This is a genomic window from Variovorax sp. OV084 (assembly GCF_900111625.1).
Classification (GTDB): Bacteria; Pseudomonadota; Gammaproteobacteria; order Burkholderiales; family Burkholderiaceae_C; genus Variovorax.
Genome location: NZ_FOII01000018.1, coordinates 38,491 through 55,792, shown reverse-complemented (window position 1 = coordinate 55,792; position 17,302 = coordinate 38,491). Strand labels below are relative to the sequence as shown.

At 62.9% G+C, this 17,302-nt stretch carries 17 protein-coding genes; 13 read left to right on the top strand and 4 right to left on the bottom strand.

What is annotated here, in order from left to right; genetic code table 11:
• Positions 1-42 precede the first annotated feature (42 nt).
• The 5 genes from BMW87_RS28720 to BMW87_RS28695 all read left to right on the top strand — a co-directional run bounded on the left by BMW87_RS28720 (position 43) and on the right by BMW87_RS28695 (position 4,353).
• Entirely contained in the window at positions 43-837 is a 795-nt protein-coding gene (locus BMW87_RS28720; RefSeq protein WP_093080791.1) for an AraC family transcriptional regulator, read from the top strand.
• A 28-nt stretch (positions 838-865) separates the two neighbouring features.
• Positions 866-1,885 carry a GNAT family N-acetyltransferase gene (locus tag BMW87_RS28715; protein ID WP_093080788.1) on the top strand — a complete coding sequence of 340 codons (1,020 nt, stop codon included), beginning with the start codon at positions 866-868 and terminating at the stop codon, positions 1,883-1,885.
• Positions 1,886-1,930: 45 nt separating this feature from the next.
• Positions 1,931-2,377, top strand: coding sequence for an SRPBCC family protein (locus BMW87_RS28710; protein ID WP_093080786.1), 447 nt, complete (start codon positions 1,931-1,933; stop codon positions 2,375-2,377).
• A 123-nt stretch (positions 2,378-2,500) separates the two neighbouring features.
• Positions 2,501-3,226, top strand: coding sequence for a DUF6348 family protein (locus BMW87_RS28705; RefSeq protein WP_093058480.1), 726 nt, complete (start codon positions 2,501-2,503; stop codon positions 3,224-3,226).
• 365 nt (positions 3,227-3,591) lie between these two features.
• Complete coding sequence (locus tag BMW87_RS28695; protein WP_093080783.1) at positions 3,592-4,353, top strand: SDR family oxidoreductase; 762 nt, start codon at positions 3,592-3,594, stop codon at positions 4,351-4,353.
• Positions 4,354-4,391: 38 nt separating this feature from the next.
• Here the strand turns inward: BMW87_RS28695 and BMW87_RS28690 are convergent, their stop codons facing one another.
• Complete coding sequence (locus tag BMW87_RS28690) at positions 4,392-4,643, bottom strand: hypothetical protein (protein ID WP_093080781.1); 252 nt, start codon at positions 4,641-4,643, stop codon at positions 4,392-4,394.
• Between the two features lie 368 nt (positions 4,644-5,011).
• On the opposite strand from BMW87_RS28690, the gene BMW87_RS28685 reads away from it, so the two are divergent.
• Positions 5,012-5,341 (top strand): 1-deoxy-D-xylulose-5-phosphate synthase, encoded by a 330-nt coding sequence (locus BMW87_RS28685; protein WP_093058476.1) that lies wholly within the window; start codon positions 5,012-5,014, stop codon positions 5,339-5,341.
• A 561-nt stretch (positions 5,342-5,902) separates the two neighbouring features.
• Entirely contained in the window at positions 5,903-6,343 is a 441-nt protein-coding gene (locus BMW87_RS28680; protein WP_093080778.1) for a VOC family protein, read from the top strand.
• A gap of 60 nt (positions 6,344-6,403) precedes the next feature.
• Here BMW87_RS28680 and tuf read toward each other — a convergent pair whose 3' ends face one another.
• A complete protein-coding gene (gene tuf, locus BMW87_RS28675) occupies positions 6,404-7,597 on the bottom strand; it encodes an elongation factor Tu (protein ID WP_218132254.1) in 1,194 nt (397 codons plus the stop codon).
• Positions 7,598-8,495: 898 nt separating this feature from the next.
• Between tuf and BMW87_RS28670 the strand changes: the two genes are divergently transcribed.
• From BMW87_RS28670 to BMW87_RS28655, 4 genes are all read left to right on the top strand, one after another.
• Complete coding sequence (locus BMW87_RS28670; protein WP_093058474.1) at positions 8,496-8,852, top strand: hypothetical protein; 357 nt, start codon at positions 8,496-8,498, stop codon at positions 8,850-8,852.
• A gap of 249 nt (positions 8,853-9,101) precedes the next feature.
• The gene (locus BMW87_RS28665; RefSeq protein WP_093080776.1) at positions 9,102-10,088 is read left to right on the top strand and encodes a glycosyltransferase family 2 protein; all 987 of its coding nucleotides are present in this window, start codon (positions 9,102-9,104) and stop codon (positions 10,086-10,088) included.
• Between the two features lie 7 nt (positions 10,089-10,095).
• Positions 10,096-11,364 (top strand): TCR/Tet family MFS transporter, encoded by a 1,269-nt coding sequence (locus BMW87_RS28660; RefSeq protein ID WP_093080773.1) that lies wholly within the window; start codon positions 10,096-10,098, stop codon positions 11,362-11,364.
• Between the two features lie 82 nt (positions 11,365-11,446).
• A complete protein-coding gene (locus BMW87_RS28655; RefSeq protein WP_093058471.1) occupies positions 11,447-11,737 on the top strand; it encodes a DUF1330 domain-containing protein in 291 nt (96 codons plus the stop codon).
• 29 nt (positions 11,738-11,766) lie between these two features.
• On the opposite strand, the gene BMW87_RS28650 is transcribed toward BMW87_RS28655, so the two are convergent.
• Positions 11,767-12,657, bottom strand: a complete 891-nt coding sequence (locus BMW87_RS28650) for a LysR family transcriptional regulator (RefSeq protein ID WP_093080771.1) — start codon at positions 12,655-12,657, stop codon at positions 11,767-11,769.
• An 82-nt stretch (positions 12,658-12,739) separates the two neighbouring features.
• Between BMW87_RS28650 and argC the strand changes: the two genes are divergently transcribed.
• Entirely contained in the window at positions 12,740-13,663 is a 924-nt protein-coding gene (gene argC, locus BMW87_RS28645; protein WP_093080769.1) for an N-acetyl-gamma-glutamyl-phosphate reductase, read from the top strand.
• A gap of 74 nt (positions 13,664-13,737) precedes the next feature.
• On the opposite strand, the gene BMW87_RS28640 is transcribed toward argC, so the two are convergent.
• On the bottom strand, positions 13,738-15,474 hold the full coding sequence (locus tag BMW87_RS28640) for a YadA family autotransporter adhesin (protein ID WP_093080766.1): 1,737 nt from the start codon (positions 15,472-15,474) through the stop codon (positions 13,738-13,740).
• A gap of 188 nt (positions 15,475-15,662) precedes the next feature.
• On the opposite strand from BMW87_RS28640, the gene BMW87_RS28635 reads away from it, so the two are divergent.
• Positions 15,663-17,288 carry a phospholipase D family protein gene (locus BMW87_RS28635; protein ID WP_256216956.1) on the top strand — a complete coding sequence of 542 codons (1,626 nt, stop codon included), beginning with the start codon at positions 15,663-15,665 and terminating at the stop codon, positions 17,286-17,288.
• Positions 17,289-17,302 lie beyond the last annotated feature (14 nt).

Sequence of the window (17,302 nt, the reverse complement as noted above, 5' to 3'; positions counted from 1 at the left end):
CCTGTCTCGCGCCAATCCACCAGAAACCCTCGCGAAAAGGACATGGACTCATCTCGCAAGCCCAAGGCCCTGCCTCAGGTGCTCAAGGAGATCGACGACGCGCCGACGCCCGTCACCGGCCGGGCCACGGACTACCCAAGCGGCTGGTACATAGAGCCGCATGCGCACACCAAGCACCAGTTGATCTATGCCGTGCGCGGCGTAATGGTGGTGCAGGCCCGGGCGGGCCGCTGGGTGGTGCCACCCACCCGTGCCATCTGGATGCTGGCCGGCATGACCCACGAGATCCGCTGCATCGGAGAAGTGCACATGCGCAGCCTGCAGGTGGCGACCGATGCTGCCCCCAAACTGCTGGGCGAGACCCGGGCCGTGGGCATATCGCCCCTGCTGCGCGAACTCATCCGAGCCGCCATGGAGGTGCAGCAGCCTTACGTGCCCGGCACCCGCGATGGCCGCGTCATGCGCTTGATTCTGGACGAGCTGCGTGCCTTGCCGGTGCTGCCGCTGCACCTGCACATGCCGTCCGACCCGCGGCTGCTGCAGATCTGCGAACTGCTGCAGCAACGACTGGACGACTCCTCCACCATGGCCGACTGGGCGCGGCGCCTTGCGGTGAACGTGAAGACCATCCAGCGCCTGTTCGTGAACGAGACCGGCATGACCTTCGGTCAATGGCGACAGCAGGCCCGGCTGCTGCGAGCGCTGGAGCTGCTGGCGGCCGGCGAGAAAGTCATCGACGTTGCCCTTGCGCTGGGTTACGAAAGCCCCAGTGCCTTTGCCACAATGTTCCGCAAGCAATTCGACCAGACGCCCAGCCAGTTCTTTGCCGAAAGCTGAGTCCTCGCGGTAATCATCGGAACGAGCCATGAAGATCGACGCATTCGACGAAGGCCTTGAGCACCGGAATATCGTTCCGTATGACCTTGCATACGCCCGAGTCTTCGCCGGGGTGAAGGAGTACGTGTGCATGCATCTGGCCAGCGTGGAACTCGTGCACATCGGAAGCACAGCGGTGGTCGGACTGCGTGGCAAGCCGATGATCGACATCACGGCGATCACCTCCCGCGATGACCTTCGGGAAGAGCAGAGGGCGTTCGAGCGCATCGGCTTTCACCGTCGGCCGGTCTGGGTCGACAGGGATGAGAAGCCGTATGTCTGCGCCTCCGTCTTACATGAAGGGCGGCGCTTCAACATCAACATCCACATCTGCCATCGCGGCGATCCTGTTCACAAGGATTCGCTGGCCTTCATCGACATACTCAGCCGCCGCCCGGATCTGCGCAGAAGGTACGAAGAAGCGAAGGATCGCGCCCATGCGGTAGACCCGGCCAACCCCCAGGTCTACAACCGGGAGAAAGAGGCCGTGATCAAGGAGATAGAGGCGCAGATTCCAAAGGCCTCGACAAAGGAAGGATGCATGGAAGTTCATCAAGTTGGCGCTTCAGAACTCAAGGACCTTCTGGCCTTGTACAAGTATCTTCACGACGCCGATGACCCCTTGCCCGACGCCGCAACTGTCGAGGCCGTCTGGCAGGAACTGCTGGGCAACCCTCGCTACAAATACTTCGGCGGTTATGTGGGCGGCAAGCTCATCGCAAGCTGCGCCCTCACCGTCGTCCCGAATCTCACCCGCGGCTGCAGGCCCTATGGCGTGATCGAGAACGTCGTAACCCACGCCGACCATCGCAAGCAGGGACATGGCAAGGCGGTGCTTGCAGAGGCCTTGTCCTTTGCGTGGTCGCAAGGCTGCTACAAGGTCATGCTGATGACCGGCAGGAAGGATGAAGCGACCTTCCAGTTCTACGAGTCGGCCGGATTCAACCGCAACGACAAGCAGGCGTTCATTGCAAAGACGCCTGCCGACCAGGGCCGTTCCTTTCCGTGAGCCTCGAAACAAGGCTCATCCTCTTCACTTCAGGAGAACACAATCATGGCTACCAACACTGTCCGTCTGCACCGCGTGCTGCGCACTCCGCCGGACCGGCTCTACCGTGCCTTCGTGGAGCCCGGTGCTTTCGAGCGCTGGCTGCCACCATTCGGATTCACCGGAAAAGTCCACAGCATGGAGCCCGTGGTCGGGGGCGCCTGGCGCATGTCGTTCACCGCCTTTGGTACGGGCCACAGCCACTCGTTCGGCGGGAAGTATCTGGAGCTCGTCCCCGGCCAGCGCATTGCATACGACGCCACTTTCGACGACCCCAATCTGCCTGGCACCATGAAGACCACCGTGACGCTGACTCCAGTGTCCTGCGGCACTGAAATGTCCGTCGTGCAGGAGGGCATCCCCGATGTGATTCCTGTCGAGATGTGCTACCTGGGCTGGCAGGAGTCGCTTGTCGCACTGGCCCAGTTGGTCGAGCCGAACATTCCGGGTTGAGGAGGCCGCTTTGAGCTTGTGCTCAGCCTTGGCCAGGTGGTGCCACCTCTCACCTCTCTGGAGGAGGGCGTTGCGACCTGGCCAGAATTTGCTAACCAAAGCTTCAGGGGAAAGGGTAATTCAATGCACCCTGTGATCCGTCTTCTCGCAACCCTCATCGTGTTATTGAGCAGCGTGGCACACGCAGGACAGGGGCGCGAGTACGTCAACTCCTATTTCGAACTCTGGCTCAAGGCCCACAACTTCACGAAATTCGAGAAGAAGCCGAATGGGCTTTTCTTCCCCGCGCAAGGGGTACTTCTCGACGGTGAGATCCATGAGGCAAAGGAGTTTTCCTCCAGCAAGTTGTACTCGGTCGAATCCCGGGTTTCCATCACGTTCAAGGATGGACGTCGGCTCGATGATTTCGTCGCAGGCATAGGGAGCAGCGCCGAGGACGCGTTCAAAGACTCGCTGCAGAACTTCTGTCTTACGACGTTGCACCCGATCTACGCGGAGCTCTTCGATCATTCCGACTCCCATGTCAGAAAGGATGCATGGGAGATCAATGGCACTCGGCGCCGGATTTTCTTGTCCGAGTGGGGGCAGCGGGGTGTGTCGATCAATGAGGCCACCCAGAAGCAGATCGAGCAGTTGATCGCGGCGGAGTTGCGGAACACCTCCCCGACAAAGGAACTGCAATGGGCGAAGCTGGTTGTCCTGATCGTCAAGGGGAAGGTGGAGCAGGTGGCGTTCACGGTCAACGGCATGCAGGACGAGCGCATTACGCGACGGCTCTCCGCCTTCAAGTGGCCAGTCTCCGGCGAATTTACGATGGCGAAATTGTTCTTTGTGATCGGCGGGGTGTAACTACCGGAGTGGCGGTCAAAGGCCGGCACTGATGAAGCATTGACGACAGCGCAGCGCCACGCTTATAGTCGCCCCCGCAGTCGCCTCCACGGCACTGTCGTAGGCGTTACCGTCATCCAACGCGTCCTTTGTCGAGAGGATCCCAGCAGGGAGTGTTTCGACGCAGTAAAGGAGCCTTTGGCATGACATCACTTCCCTCATCCTGACCCCGTTGCCACGCTTGTCGCACTGATCTTCGGTCGACTGGCGCTGGACTCGTCCATCTTTTCCTTTCACAAGCCGCATCGCCGATCCTTTCAAGGACGAGGCGAATGCGCTGTCACGTCACCTGCATACGACCTCAACACAACAAGGAGTAGCGAATCATGAAAATGACCGGCAACACAATCCTCATCACCGGTGGAACCAGCGGCATCGGCCGTGCGCTCGCCGAAGCTTTTTACGACCGCGGCAATCGCGTCATCGTCTCGGGGCGACGGCAGGCCCTGCTCGATGAAATCACGGCGAGCCGGCCGGGCATGATCGGGATGCCGCTCGATCTCGATGACCCGGCTTCGTTGCCTCGTCTCGCCGAAGACGTTCGTGCGCGCTTTCCCGAACTCAATGTGCTCGTCGCCAACGCCGGCATCTCGCGGGCGGAGAACATGGCCGCAGACGGCTGGGATGTTTCTGCCGCCCAGGCCATCGTGGAGACGAACATAATGGGCGTGCTGCGTGTGACGGCGGCGCTCCTGCCGCTGCTGAAAAGGCAGCCAGACGCGGCAATCATGGTGACCAGCTCCAACCTTGCCTTCGTGCCTCGGGCCGATTTTCCGACCTATTGCGCCAGCAAGGCATTCGTGCACTCCTGGCTTCAATCGCTGCGCCATCAGCTGCGCAACGTTCCGGTCGAAGTGCTTGAACTGGCGCCGCCCTATGTGCAGACGGAACTCACGGGCGACAGCCAGGCATCCGACCCGCGCGCCATGCCGCTTGCCGCGTACGTGGCGGAGGTTATGCAGCTGCTGGAGTCGCAGGACCACCCCCGGGGCGAAGTGCTGGTCGAGCGCGACAGGGCACGGCGTTGGGCCGAGCGGGATGGCCGCTACGACGCTACCTTTGCCGCCATGAACCCGACTGCGGCGTAGTTGGAGGGGGGAGGCCGCGCCAGTGGCGCGGCTTCGCCTCAACAGCGCGGGCTCTCCTGAAACAACGCCGCTGCCTCTCGAGCCAACTCCGCCGCGAGCCAGAGCACGTTGTTCAGATGCTCCGAGTCTTTCTGCTCGCCCCATCGGCCGTCTCCATGCAGGCACCAGAGCAGCGATTGCAACTGCTCCAGCTTGTTTTCCAGACGATCCGAGGGACCCGGTCCGCTCTCGGTAGCGGTCGCGTCGGGAGATGCCGGCGTGTGAGGCCGGGCCATAATTCGTTTAGCCATTTGGTGTGTGTCCTTCTAAGGTTTTGCACGTCACTTGGTTAGACGGCTGGGGTGTTACCGCACCCTGGCCGTCGCCTTTTGTGCCTCACGTTTGCATCGGTGCGCGGGTGCGTCGATGGCCCGCCGTGAGGCGATGCGGTTTGCTTATTTGGATTGCTGTTGGTGCTGTCTTCCTTGCCCGCATAGCGGGTGTTTGGTTGCGGGGGCATTCACTTTAGAGAAGAGCGGCGCGGTGCGGAAAAGCAAATGCACTAGGAAGTCTCGATTTGCGGAAATAACTTTTCTTCAGCCCACAATGGCGGTTTGAGTACAACGAAGTCGTGGCGTCGGGTTTCTTTTCCACTTCTTCACAACGGAAGTACGACCTGATGAAGAGCCGAATCATGTATATCGAAGCGAAGTCGGGCGGCCTGACAGGACCGGCCCGCATCGGTCGAGTCACCAGTTCCAAGTCGGGGGCAACCTTGTACTACGGAGGAAAGGCCTTTCGCAGCCTGAAGGGAAGCGGCTTCAAGTCGAACTATTTCGACGTTGAAACCGGTGAGCACTATTGGATTTCAGGGCCTCGACGAGATGGGAAGGACGCCCTGTATGCGACGCACATTCGGCCCGTCATAGACGATGACGTTCGGGACGAGTATTGGCTGAAGGTTCGCGGGGAGGCGGTGCTGTGCGGGGGTGAGAAGCAACTCGTGTGAGTGCCGGTAGGTGTGACCCAGGGGTTCTACCAAGCAGCAAACTTCAGACCATGCCAGCAGCAAATATGCAGAAGTCCGGCTCGATAGCTCGACGGGCACTAGTTCTTTCCGCGGCGCTATTGATGACAAGCGGATGTGCTCCCATCGAAGTGAGGGAAAGTCAAAAGCTTGACGCCGTCTTGACAGCATCCAAGGGCGAGCCGCCTTCAAAGTTGGCTCAGAAGTTGGCTCTGCAAGGCTATGCCTGTACTGCAGCCCCTGAGGATTCGTCGAGCAAGAAGGCGATGCTGCAGTGCTCAAGTCAGAGAGACAACCTGTGGCCGCCGTACTCCTGCATCTTCCGCGTTGATCTGGAAGCAGAACCGCAGGTAGGCTCGAACGAAACATCTCCAGTCGTGAGTCATGCGTGCGCTGGGCTATAGGCGGAATCCGGTCGGAAGCAGCCAGTCGCCAAGGGCAACTCCCGGGTAGGCTGTTTCCTCGGTAAGGTCATCCTCCTGGCTCGACCTGGACGCCAATTCCCCCAAATACGCGACACCGTTGAAAGAGGAACCGAAGTACATGACAGTCAAGCGAATGGACAACATCCTGATCGTTGTCGACGATCTCGAAGCGGTGAAGGCGTTCTTTGTAGAGTTGGGCCTCGAGCTCGAGGGCCAAACCACGGTTGAAGGGCCTTCTGTCGGGAGCCTCATCGGGCTTGGAGACGTCAGAGCCACTCTCGCGATGCTGCGGACTCCCGATGGGCAGGGAATTGAACTGGACAAATTCCACACGCCGAATGCGGTTCGGTTCGGGCCTGTGGATGCGCCAGTGAACACTTTGGGTCTTCGTCGCATCATGTTTGCCGTCGACGGCATCGATGCTGTCGTTGCGCGAATGCAGGCCCATGGTGCAGAACTCATTGGCCAGATGCAGTACGGGGAGTCGTACCGGCTTGCCTATCTTCGCGGGCCAGAGGGCATCATCGTCGGGCTTGCCGAGCAACTCGGTGGTGTTTAGGTCAAAAAAGCCCCTGCCGCCTGACAAGCAGACGACAGGGGCAAGTGCGGCATAAGCCCTTCAGCCGAGCACCTCGGTCACGATGCCTGCGCCGACGGTCTTGCCGCCTTCGCGCATTGCGAACCGCATGCCGTTCTCGATGGCCACGGGCTTGTTCAGCTCGAAGCTGATCTGCGCCTGTGCGCCCGGCTCGACCAGACCGGTTTCGGTGTCGACGCGAATGACACCCGTCACGTCGGTCGTGCCGAAGAAGAACTGCGGCTGATAGCCTGAGCCGAACGGGGTATGGCGACCACCTTCGTCCTTGCTGAGGACGAAGATCTGTGCACGCCCCGTCCGGTACGGCTTCAGCGCACCGGGCTTCACGACAACCTGGCCTCGCACGACATCGTCGCGCTTGACCCCTCGCAGCAGCAGGCCGACGTTCATGCCGGCTCGCGCCTCGGCGACGTCCTTGTGGAAGGACTGCACGCCGGTCACGATCACCTGTTCGTCGCCGTCCGAACTGAGCCCGACGATCTCCAGGCTGTCACCGACGCGGATCACACCGCGCTCGACCCGGCCGCTGACCACGGTGCCGCGGCCCGTGATGGTGTGCACGCCTTCGACAGGCATCATGAACGGCGCGCTGTAGTCGCGCACCGGATCAGGAATGCACGAGTCCAACGCGTTCACGAGCTCGACGATGCATTGCACGTCGGCGCCTTCGAGGTCGCCGCGCTCGGCGGCGGCCAAGGCCTTCAGCGCACTGCCGAAGACGAAGCGGGCATCGCGGTATCCGTGCGCAGCCAGCAGCGCGCCGATTTCCATTTCGATCAGCTGCTCGATGTCCGCGCGGTCACTTTCCGCAATGAGGTCCATCTTGTTCACGAACACCACCATGTGGCCGACGTTCACCTGGCGCGCCAGCAGCACATGCTCGATGGTCTGCCGTGCGGCGCCCTCGGTGCCGTCCACCAGCAGGATCGCGCCGTCCATCTGCGAGGCGCCGGTGATCATGTTCTTGATGTAGTCGGCATGTCCGGGGCAGTCGATGTGTGCGTAATGACGGCTGTCCGACTCGTACTCGACGTGCGAGGTATTGATCGTGATGCCGCGTTCGCGCTCTTCCTTCGCGTTGTCGATCTGCCCATAGGACAGCGCACGGCCGCCAATGCGCGCGGCCTGCACGAAGGTAAGAGCAGCCGTCAGCGTCGTCTTGCCATGGTCGACGTGACCGATGGTTCCGACATTCACATGAACCTTGTTCATCATGGTTTTCTCCAGTTTGAGAGTAAAAAACCGATCCGATTCGCTGGCCAGGCGAAACGGTCGGCGGGTTGTCGGTGCGCGCGCACCAAACTCGCGGTGCCCGCCATGCGGGCGAAAAAAAAGCCTGCTGGGTGGACCACCCGACAGGCTTTTCTTCTTGCCTGAAGGATGGACCTCCAGGCGCACGAGGGCCTGGAGGCTCTACACGAACCACTCCGCGGAGTTGAAGCACAGCACCGCGCTGGCAGCGCGCGCGGCGAAAGTAAGTTCTCGTTCGGGGCTCATGTCCAAATCTCCAACTGGGTAAGCAGAAAACAAAAAACCCGGTGGCTTGAGGCCTACCGGGTCTTGTGAAACTCAGGAGGCCGAGCCTCCAGGTGGAAGGGCTCTAGGAAAGCAATTCGGTGCCAAAAGGGCGCAGCGAAGCCGCCGCAACGGTGCGGGTCATCAATGCGTCTGGCGTGGTCAGGAACTGCTTCATGGGTCTCTCGTGCGGCTGGCTGTTGGCCGCAGCGCGATGGTTAATCTTTGGGGGTCGGAGGCTAACACCGCTATAGCGATCCGGCAACAGAAGCGTTGCACGCGCGCAGCAATAGTTGCCCGGCGCTTCGTCGCAAATGTCGGCAAGCCGCATTCGTGGCGCCGTGGCACAGATCGACGCAGAAGCACGCCGGTTCCTTCGGCCTCGCGCCAGAGAGGCACCAGGCTCATAGGTCAACGCCCCTTTCAGTTCGCGGACGATGGCCGGTTGAGCGATCGGTTCTTCGCGGAGAACCGGGGCATCGGGAGCGGCAGCAACGCGCCCTTCGCGACGGCGGTGTGACTGGCTACAGTCGGCTAAGAACGGATATCTATGAGCCCCCTTTTCTGGGGATCTTTTTTGACTAGAGAGAAAAAAACCATGAGCTACTACACCCGCTTGGAACTGCAATGGGACGATGCTGACTACGCGTCTGGAAGCCTTACGCCTCAACTGATCGCCGAAGCGGCCGAGAGCTTTGTTGTCGGCAATGGTTGGTCGCTGGATGTGCTCAAAGACCTGCGGGCGTCTGCCGAAGGCAAAGGGCTTGATCGCCCGGGCTACAACTCCATCTATGCGGAACCGTTGATAGCAATGCTTCGAGAAGTCTCGCTGGCATTCCCATCGGTCACGTTCTTTGCACGCGGTGTCGGCGAAGAAATGTTCGACACATGGGCTCGTGATATTCGCGCTGGCGAAGTCCACCGGGAGTTTGGTCCCTTTGAGCCAGCGGAGTAGTCTGCTCTCGGGCCACAAGCGGACCTAGAAGCCGCATTCATACTTTGTTATGAACGCAGACAAGAACTCTTGCAGCCTCACCTCGCTATTCAACGCACCAGATTAGTACTTCGGTCAGCTCGATCACGCATCGCTTTTGCGCAAAACCAACCGCCAGAGCGGCATATCGACCCGCGCCCGTAACAACGCTTGAAATTGTCATCGGTTCGGGCCCACACTCCGAACGCCTGTCACTCTGGATAGATCGCGATGTCCTTTTCGTTCGGTGCCGTTGTCGTCACCTATTTCCCCACCGACGGGCAACTGACGAACCTCCATTCACTCGCGCAGTCGTGCCCGCGCCTTTGTGTGGTCGACAACACGCCAGAAGTGGGCGACTGGCATCGCGCGCTCATCGACGCGGAGATCCCCGTGCTGCACAACGGCAACCGTGGCGGCATCGCGGGTGCCTTCAACTGCGGCATCGTCGAACTCGAAGCGCGGGGCGTTGAACTCTTCTTTCTGCTCGACCAGGATTCGGAGCTCCCGCCCGGCTACTTCGACGCCATGTGCCAGGCCGCAGTGGCAGCACGAGACAGGAAACACGATCGCGGCACAGGAGATGCCGGCGAGAGCGAAGAGGGCGCTGCCTTCCTGATCGGCCCGCTCGTCCACGACACGAACCTGGACGCGCTGATTCCGCAATTCGGCCTCGAGGGCAAGCGTGTCTATCAGTTCGACCTGCGAAAGCCTTTCACCGAACCGCTGGTTCGCTGCGCCTTCCTGATCTCTTCTGGTTCTTTGATTTCGCGCGCGGCCTGGGCCAGGATAGGTCGCTTCGACGAGCGCTACGTGATCGACCACGTCGACACCGACTACTGCATGCGCGCGCTGCACTGCGACGTACCGATCTATCTGAATCCGCACGTCGTGCTTCGGCACCAGATCGGCGATCTCCAGGCGAAGTCGCTGTTCGGCTGGAAGATCTACGTCATCAACTATTCGGCCGTGCGCCGCTATTACATTGCGCGCAATGCCCTCGACCTCTCGCTGGCGCATGTGCGCGCCTTTCCCGCGATTCTGTTCATCAACGTCTACACGCTGAAGCAGATCCTGCCCATGCTGATCTTCGAGCGCGATCGTTTGAGAAAGTGCATTGCACTGATGGTCGGCTTATTCGATGGCCTGCTCGGCCGGCTTGGCGGCATCCGCGAGGCGCGCCCCCGGATGAGCAAGTACCTGAGCCGCAGCGGTTGAACTCGCGATGAGCTCGACCCTTCAAGCGCCCCGCGCCCGCCGCGCCGCGCTCGCTTTCATATTCGTGACCGTGCTGATCGACTTCCTCGCGTTCGGGTTGATTCTTCCTGGTCTGCCGCATCTGGTGGAGCGCCTCGCTGGCGGCAGTACTGCAACAGCGGCGTATTGGATCGCAGTGTTCGGCACGGCGTTTGCAGCTATTCAGTTCATCTGCTCGCCGATTCAGGGCGCCTTGTCCGATCGCTTCGGGCGGCGACCTGTGATCCTGCTGTCGTGCCTGGGGCTGGCCGTGGACTTTGTGTTCATGGCCCTGGCCAACAGCTTGCCGTGGCTGTTCATTGGCCGGGTGGTGTCCGGCGTGTTCTCGGCCAGCCTTACTGCAGCCAATGCCTACATCGCCGATGTGACGTCGCCGGAGGAGCGCGCCAAGAGCTACGGCATAGTGGGCGCGGCGTTCGGTGTGGGCCTGGTGCTCGGGCCGGTGCTCGGCGGGCAACTGAGCCACATCGATTCACGCTTGCCGTTCTGGTTCGCGGCCGGCCTGACCATGCTCAACTTCTGCTACGGATGGTTCGTGTTGCCGGAGTCGCTGCCCTCGGAACGGCGCAGCCGGAAGTTTGACTGGTCGCATGCCAATCCGATCGGATCGCTGGTGCTGTTGAAGCGCTACCCGCAGGTGTTCGGGCTGGCGGCGGTGATCTTCCTTGTCAACCTCGCGCAGTATGTCTATCCCAGCGTGTTCGTGCTGTTCGCCGACTATCAATACCGCTGGAAGGAAGGCGCGGTGGGTTGGGTGCTCGGACTGGTAGGCGTGCTCAGTGTGCTGGTCAACGTGCTGTTGATCGGGCCGGGCGTGAAGCGCTTCGGCGAGCACCGCACCCTGTTGTTCGGGCTGGGTTGCGGCGTGCTCGGCTTCGTCATCTACGGCTTCGCCGATGTCGGCTGGGTCCTTGTGGCTGCGCTGCCGTTCGGCACGTTGTTGACGGTCGCCGGACCGGCGGCACAGACGCTGCTCACCAGGCAGGTCGACGCGAGTGAGCAGGGTCGCGTTCAGGGCGCGTTGACGAGCCTGGTGTCAGTGGCAGGTATCGTCGGACCGGCGACGTTCGCCGGCAGCTTCGGTTATTTCATCGGGGCGGACGCACCGGTGCATTTGCCAGGCGCGCCTTTTTTCATTGCCGCGGTGTTCCTGGGAATTGGCGCGCTGATCGCGTGGCGTTACGCACGGCCGACGGTGGCGGTGGACGCAACAGCAGCGGTAGTCGAGCCGACCTAGCACGGCCTTCTCGGCCATGCCTCGGCAAGGTCATGGGCAACGGAAGCTATATTGTTCATCTAGCAACAAGAGAGAAGTCACCATGGCAAAAGCCTATTGGGTCAGTGCGTACCGTGCCATCAAGGACGCCGACAAACTTGCGGCCTACGCAAAACTGGCCGGCCCGGCGATCACTGCTGGCGGTGGGCGCTTTCTGGCGCGTGGCCTGCCAGCCAAGGTCTACGAGTTCGGTCTGTCCGAACGCACTGTGTTGATCGAGTTCGACAGCCTCGAGCAAGCTACATCCGCACATGACAGCCCTGACTACCAAGCCGCGCTTGCCGCGTTGGGCGACGGCGCCGAACGGGATCTACGGATCATCGAAGGGGTCTGAGCAACCGCGGGCCAGGGCCCGGTGCCGACTCAAGCAGCCGAATCCTTCTCTGGCAGCAACGCCTCCAGGACGAAACGTGTCGGTCCGCTGGCGCCCCGGTCGCTGACCGCGAGACCGAGCTGCCGCCATAGAGCCGGGCTAAGCGAGCGGACCGCGATGCGAGGATCACGCGCGGGCTCGTGCGATTCCTCCGGCAGCAAGGCCGCTCCGTAGCCGGCGGCGACCAGTGTCCTGATCGCATCGTTGTAGTTGAGCTCGATGCGCGGCCGGCAATGGACGCCAGCCGCAGAGAACCATTCCGCGGTCAGCCGGTAGAGACGTGTGGAAGAGTCGTTCATGATCAGCGGTCGCTGGGCCAGCCACTGCGGGGTAAGCCGCTTGGGTGCTTTCCAGTCCGCCGGCAGAAAGGCGACGACAGACTCGCGCCGTAGCGGAGTGACATGAACACCACGCACAGGCGCCTGCGGCAGCGCCACGACTGCCAGGTCGAGGCTGCCTGCGGCGAGCCGGGCCATGCTGTCGTTGGAGGTCAGCACCTGCACGTTCACGTCGATGCCGGGATGGTTCCGGGCAAGACGTTCGAGCGCGGGCGGCAGCAGGTGCGCAATGGCGCCCGTCGAGGCTCCCACCCGCACGCGGCCCGTTTGGCCGGCGAGCTGACGTCGAACGTCCTCCACTGCGTCGTCCGCGTCTGCCAGCAGCCTGCGGGCACGCGCGATGAAGCGCTCTCCCAAGGCAGTCGCTTGCGCGGGCCCCCGCCCGCGAACGAGCAACTGGCCACCCAGGCGCGACTCCAGTTCCGCGATCTGAACGGTGACGGTGGGTGCCGCCAGGTGAAGGGCGCGCGCAGCATTGGCCAAAGACCCGAGGTCGGCGATGGCGACCAGGGTGCGCAGATGGTCAAGGCTCAGTTCCCGCATACGGCTAATTTAACTTTTCTTAATCTGGGGTTCCATATATTTAGCTGGAGCCATCGAGGTCGTATCCCTACGATTGCGCTCCATGGACCTCAATATCTTCATCGACGGCGATCAGGGCACCACTGGCCTTGACCTGCAGAACCGCCTGCGGGGCGGGGAATTTCGCATCCGCACATTGCCGACAAGCCTGCGCAAGGATGCGGCTGCCCGCCGGGCCGCTCTCAACGAGTGCGACATCGCAATCCTTTGCCTGCCCGATGCCGCGGCGCGCGACGCGGTGGCGATGATCGAGAGCCCTGCCGTGCGCGTCATCGACGCCAGCTCGGCCCACCGTACCAGTCCGGGTTGGGTCTACGGCCTGCCGGAGCTCGATGCACGGCAAGGCGAACGTATCGCCTCGGCACTGCGGGTCACGAATCCGGGCTGCTATCCCACCGCCGCGGTCGCCCTGCTGCGACCGTTGACGGATGCGGACTTGTTGCCCACCGACTATCCGCTGGTCATCCATGCCGTCTCAGGCTATTCTGGTCAGGGCAGGGCGGGGGCGGAAGCGCACGAGGCCGCAGCTGGCGGCGCAGGGGCGCATTCGCTGAAGGTCTATGGCCTTGCACTCGAGCACAAGCACGTGGCGGAAATCGAGGCCTATGGCGGCTTGGCGCAGCGGCCCATCTTCGTGCCGGCCTATGGCAGCTACCGGCAGGGCATCGTGCTCACCATCGGATTGCACGCGCGGATGCTTCCCTCTGATGCTTCGGGCGTGCGCATCCACGAATGCCTTGCGGAACGATACCGCGATGCGGCGCATGTGCGCGTGCTGCCGATGTCGTCTGCTGTGCCGATGACCGGACTGGACCCGCAAGTCCACAACGGCTCGAACGACATGAGTCTGGCCGTTGCATTCAATGAACGCACAGGTCAGATCGTCTTGAGCGCGGTTCTCGACAATCTGGGCAAAGGTGCCGCAGGCGCGGCCGTGCAGAACCTGCGATTGATGGCGAGCGCTTAGTAGCCCACTTTGTGAATTCGAAAGGGATATGGCTCACGCAGCCGGATTGTTGTGGGTCCTTCTTTCCACACCTCTCACCACGCATACCCCGCCTGCACCCGAGCCGCAACCCTGTTATTGCTCCCACTGCTCGTAGCAGTCGAAACCCCCACCCCCAGATTCAGGTTGTCATTGACCTGATAGCCAAACGCAAAGCCGACAGCCGACGCACCTGCATAGTTGCCCACAGCCGCGCCCATCCATTTCTTGCCCACCGGCAGCGTAGGCATCGACGGCATGGCCAGCGCAGCGGCCACGCCCTGCGCAGCAAATGCATTGGCCTGGCTGGTCGCGTTGCTCACCGCCTGCTGCAGCTGATTGACGTTGACTGCGTCAGTGCCCAGCACCCCCGGTGCGACATTCGTGATGCCGCGCAACTGACCGGTGGCGGCATTGCCCACCGACACGGTGTTGTCGCGCTCCGCCACGGAGCCCTGGCCCAGTGCGACCGCGTTGCTGCCCGAGGCCAATGTGTTGGCGCCCAGCGCCACGGCGTTGTTGCCGGTGGCGATGGCGTTGTTGCCTACCGCGGTGGTTGGGTCGGCCAGCGCCTTGGCGCCGGCACCGATGGCGACCGAGCCCGCATTGCTGGTTTGCGCCCCGTTGCCGATGGCCACGGTGTTCTCGCCGTTGGCCTGTGCGTTGGTGCCCATCGATGTGCTGCCCGCGCCGCTGGAACTGGCGCCGGGGCCGCAGGCCACGGCACCGCCAGCGCCCACCGCGCACACGCCGCTGGCCAGGGCCTGGTTCATCAGCGTCTGCAGCGCCGTCACCTGCTGCACGGTGAAGTTGTTGGCCGTGGTGATGGCGGTCTGTTGTGCCTGCTGCACCTGGCCGACGTTGGCTGCATCGGTGGTCGCCTGACCCGCGCTCACGTTGCTGATGGTGGTGCCGGCGCCGCCGTTGGCGTTGAGTTGCAGCGATGTGCCGCCCGCGCCGTACTGCGCCGAGTTCTGCGCGAGGGACTGCGCAGTCGAGGCGGTCTGCTGCACGGTGTAGAGCTGGCTGCCATTGACGGCATCGGTGCTCGTGGCGTTCACCGCGCCGGCGTTGACGTTGACGAGGGTGCGCGTCTGGCCCGCCGAGCCGAATGAAACGGTGTTTGCCGCGGTGGCGACCGAGTTGGCGCCGATGGCTGCGCTATTGGTCGCGCCACTGGCAACCTGGCTGCCCGTGCCGACGGCCACGCTGCCGGTGGCCATCGCCGACGCACCGGATGACCCGTTGTAGGCGCCGCCAATGGCGGTGCTGCCGTTGCCCGATGCCACGGCGCCCTGGCTGGCGCCCGAGGCACTGCCGATGGCGACCGCCGAGACGCCCGATGCCTGCGCGCCGCCGCCGCCCGCCTGGCCGCTGAAGCCGCAGCAGCCGTCCGTGCCCTGGCCTCCCGATCCGACGGCGATGGCGCCGCTGGCAGAAGCTTGTGCACCGCTGCCGCCGTTGCCGCCCGTGCCGCCCGCGAACCCCTGCCCGGCGGTGCCGCCGCCGCCAATGGCCGTCGCGCCGTTCGCGTTTGCGCTGGCGCCTGCTCCACCTGTGCCGCCGGTTCCGCCGGCGGTTCCGTTGCTGCCGTCGCCGCCCGCTCCGATCGCGGTGGCGCCATCTCCGGAGACCGTGGCTGCGCCACCGCCGCTGCTGCTCGTCCAGCCCGGCTGGTTGGGGCCGGGGTTGCCGGCGTCACCGGCCACGTAGCCCGCTGCGTGAGCGCTTCCCATGGTGAGCAGGGCCACGGCCGGCAAGTACCGGCGCGAGAGCTGGAGTCGAGTGAGCATGGTTCTTCCCTTGCAAAAACGAATAAGACAAAACGCGGGCGAGTGTGTCTTTTTGTTTGCAGAAGAGCCATCCCCGAGAACTGGTAGATTCGGCTCCGGCAAGGCTCGGCGTCAGGTTGAGCGCGTCATACTCCCAGCCGGATCATTCGCACGGGATGTGATGTGCCAACCGAGCCGGGAGTAGAAAAATGATCACTGCATGCTGGCGTGCGCTGCCTGCCGCACTGGCGCTTGCCTTCTCGATGCTGATGAGCGCGTGCTCCAGCCTGCCGCCCCGGGTGCCGGAACAGCCCGTCAACGCCATCGCAGATTTCTCGGCCACGCCGTTGAGCGCGATCACGCAGAAGGTGCTGCCCCCAGATACCCGCTCGGGCTTCCAGCTCCTGCCCTATGGCCCCACTTCCTTCGCCACCCGCATCGCAATGGCGAAGCTCGCCACGCGCAGCCTCGACGTGCAGTACTACCTGCTGGCCGCGGACAACACGGGCCGCGCCCTGATGCGCGAGCTACGCGACGCCGCGCTGCGCGGAGTGCGCGTGCGGCTGCTGGTCGACGACCTCTACACCACCGGCGAAGACGATCTGCTGCTGGCGCTCGCCAGCTATCCGAACGTGCAGGTGCGCCTGTTCAACCCGTTTCCGGGCGGGCGCGGCAGCGACGTGACGCGCTTCATCAGCTCGGGCCTGGACTTCGACCGCATCAACCGGCGCATGCACAACAAGCTGTTCGTGGCCGACAACGCCGCGGCAGTGGCGGGCGGTCGCAACATGGCAGACGAATACGTGATGAATGCCGCCGGCAGCAACTTCGTCGACATGGACGTCTTCGCGGCCGGCCCGGTGGTGCGCGAACTGTCGAACGAGTTCGACCACTACTGGAACAGCGAAGTTGTCTACCCCGTGGGCCAGATCGCCCGCAGCACGCTGACACCCGCGCAACTGCAGCAGAACTTCGAAGCGCTCACCGCCACGGCAAAGCCGCCCGAGGCGTTCCGAATCCCGCTGGACGGCAAGATCCTCAACGCCAGCGCAAACGAGCCTTCCGTCGTGCCGCTCGACATGGTGCCCATGCTGAACCTGCCTTTCGAGCTGGCCGAGCACCAGTTGAGCCCGCTACTGTGGGCCAATGCGCGCGTGCTGTTCGATCCGCTCACCAAGACCGAGGGCCTGAACGAGCGCGAGAACTCCATCAAGGGCACGGTGACCGAAGGCGTCATCCGCTGGTTCGAGACTTCGCGCTCCAGCATCAAGATGGTGTCGCCGTATTTCGTTCCGTCCGATGCGGCCGTGGCCAACCTGGCGCGGGCGCAGGCCGAGGGCATCAGCGTGTCGCTGGTCACCAACTCGCTTGCGTCCACCGACGAGCCATGGGTGTACGTGGGCTACTGGCCGCACATCCACGAACTGCTCAAGTCCGGCGTGACCATCTACGAGCTGAGCCCCACGCTGAGCGTGAAGCGCGGCAAGTACGGCATCTTCGGCCACCGCACGGGCGCGTTGCACATGAAGAACGGCATCGTCGACCAGAAGCAGGTGTTCCTCGGCTCGATGAACCTCGACCCCCGCTCGGCCCGGCTCAACACCGAACTGGGCGTGATCATCGACAGCCCCGAGATGGCGCGGCAGCTGCTGAGCTTCGCGGATGCGGGCAGCTCCTATCGCTTGCGGCTCGACGCCACCGGCCGGAACGTCGAGTGGGTCGAAGAAGACGAGGACGGCAAGGAAACGGCCTACGACGTGCCGCCCGAAACCTCGGCGTGGCAGCGCTTCAAGCTGCGATTGATCGCGCCGTTCATTCCGCAGAGCCAGCTGTAGCGGCTCTGCGTTCG

Bases quoted from the DNA above. Each gene is read 5' to 3' on its own strand.
- BMW87_RS28720 (WP_093080791.1), top strand. From the start codon at position 43: ATGGACTCATCTCGCAAGCCCAAGGCCCTGCCTCAGGTGCTCAAGGAG.
- BMW87_RS28715 (WP_093080788.1), top strand. From the start codon at position 866: ATGAAGATCGACGCATTCGACGAAGGCCTTGAGCACCGGAATATCGTT.
- BMW87_RS28710 (WP_093080786.1), top strand. From the start codon at position 1,931: ATGGCTACCAACACTGTCCGTCTGCACCGCGTGCTGCGCACTCCGCCG.
- BMW87_RS28705 (WP_093058480.1), top strand. From the start codon at position 2,501: ATGCACCCTGTGATCCGTCTTCTCGCAACCCTCATCGTGTTATTGAGC.
- BMW87_RS28695 (WP_093080783.1), top strand. From the start codon at position 3,592: ATGAAAATGACCGGCAACACAATCCTCATCACCGGTGGAACCAGCGGC.
- BMW87_RS28690 (WP_093080781.1), bottom strand. From the start codon at position 4,643: ATGGCTAAACGAATTATGGCCCGGCCTCACACGCCGGCATCTCCCGAC.
- BMW87_RS28685 (WP_093058476.1), top strand. From the start codon at position 5,012: ATGAAGAGCCGAATCATGTATATCGAAGCGAAGTCGGGCGGCCTGACA.
- BMW87_RS28680 (WP_093080778.1), top strand. From the start codon at position 5,903: ATGACAGTCAAGCGAATGGACAACATCCTGATCGTTGTCGACGATCTC.
- tuf (WP_218132254.1), bottom strand. From the start codon at position 7,597: ATGATGAACAAGGTTCATGTGAATGTCGGAACCATCGGTCACGTCGAC.
- BMW87_RS28670 (WP_093058474.1), top strand. From the start codon at position 8,496: ATGAGCTACTACACCCGCTTGGAACTGCAATGGGACGATGCTGACTAC.
- BMW87_RS28665 (WP_093080776.1), top strand. From the start codon at position 9,102: ATGTCCTTTTCGTTCGGTGCCGTTGTCGTCACCTATTTCCCCACCGAC.
- BMW87_RS28660 (WP_093080773.1), top strand. From the start codon at position 10,096: ATGAGCTCGACCCTTCAAGCGCCCCGCGCCCGCCGCGCCGCGCTCGCT.
- BMW87_RS28655 (WP_093058471.1), top strand. From the start codon at position 11,447: ATGGCAAAAGCCTATTGGGTCAGTGCGTACCGTGCCATCAAGGACGCC.
- BMW87_RS28650 (WP_093080771.1), bottom strand. From the start codon at position 12,657: ATGCGGGAACTGAGCCTTGACCATCTGCGCACCCTGGTCGCCATCGCC.
- argC (WP_093080769.1), top strand. From the start codon at position 12,740: ATGGACCTCAATATCTTCATCGACGGCGATCAGGGCACCACTGGCCTT.
- BMW87_RS28640 (WP_093080766.1), bottom strand. From the start codon at position 15,474: ATGCTCACTCGACTCCAGCTCTCGCGCCGGTACTTGCCGGCCGTGGCC.
- BMW87_RS28635 (WP_256216956.1), top strand. From the start codon at position 15,663: ATGATCACTGCATGCTGGCGTGCGCTGCCTGCCGCACTGGCGCTTGCC.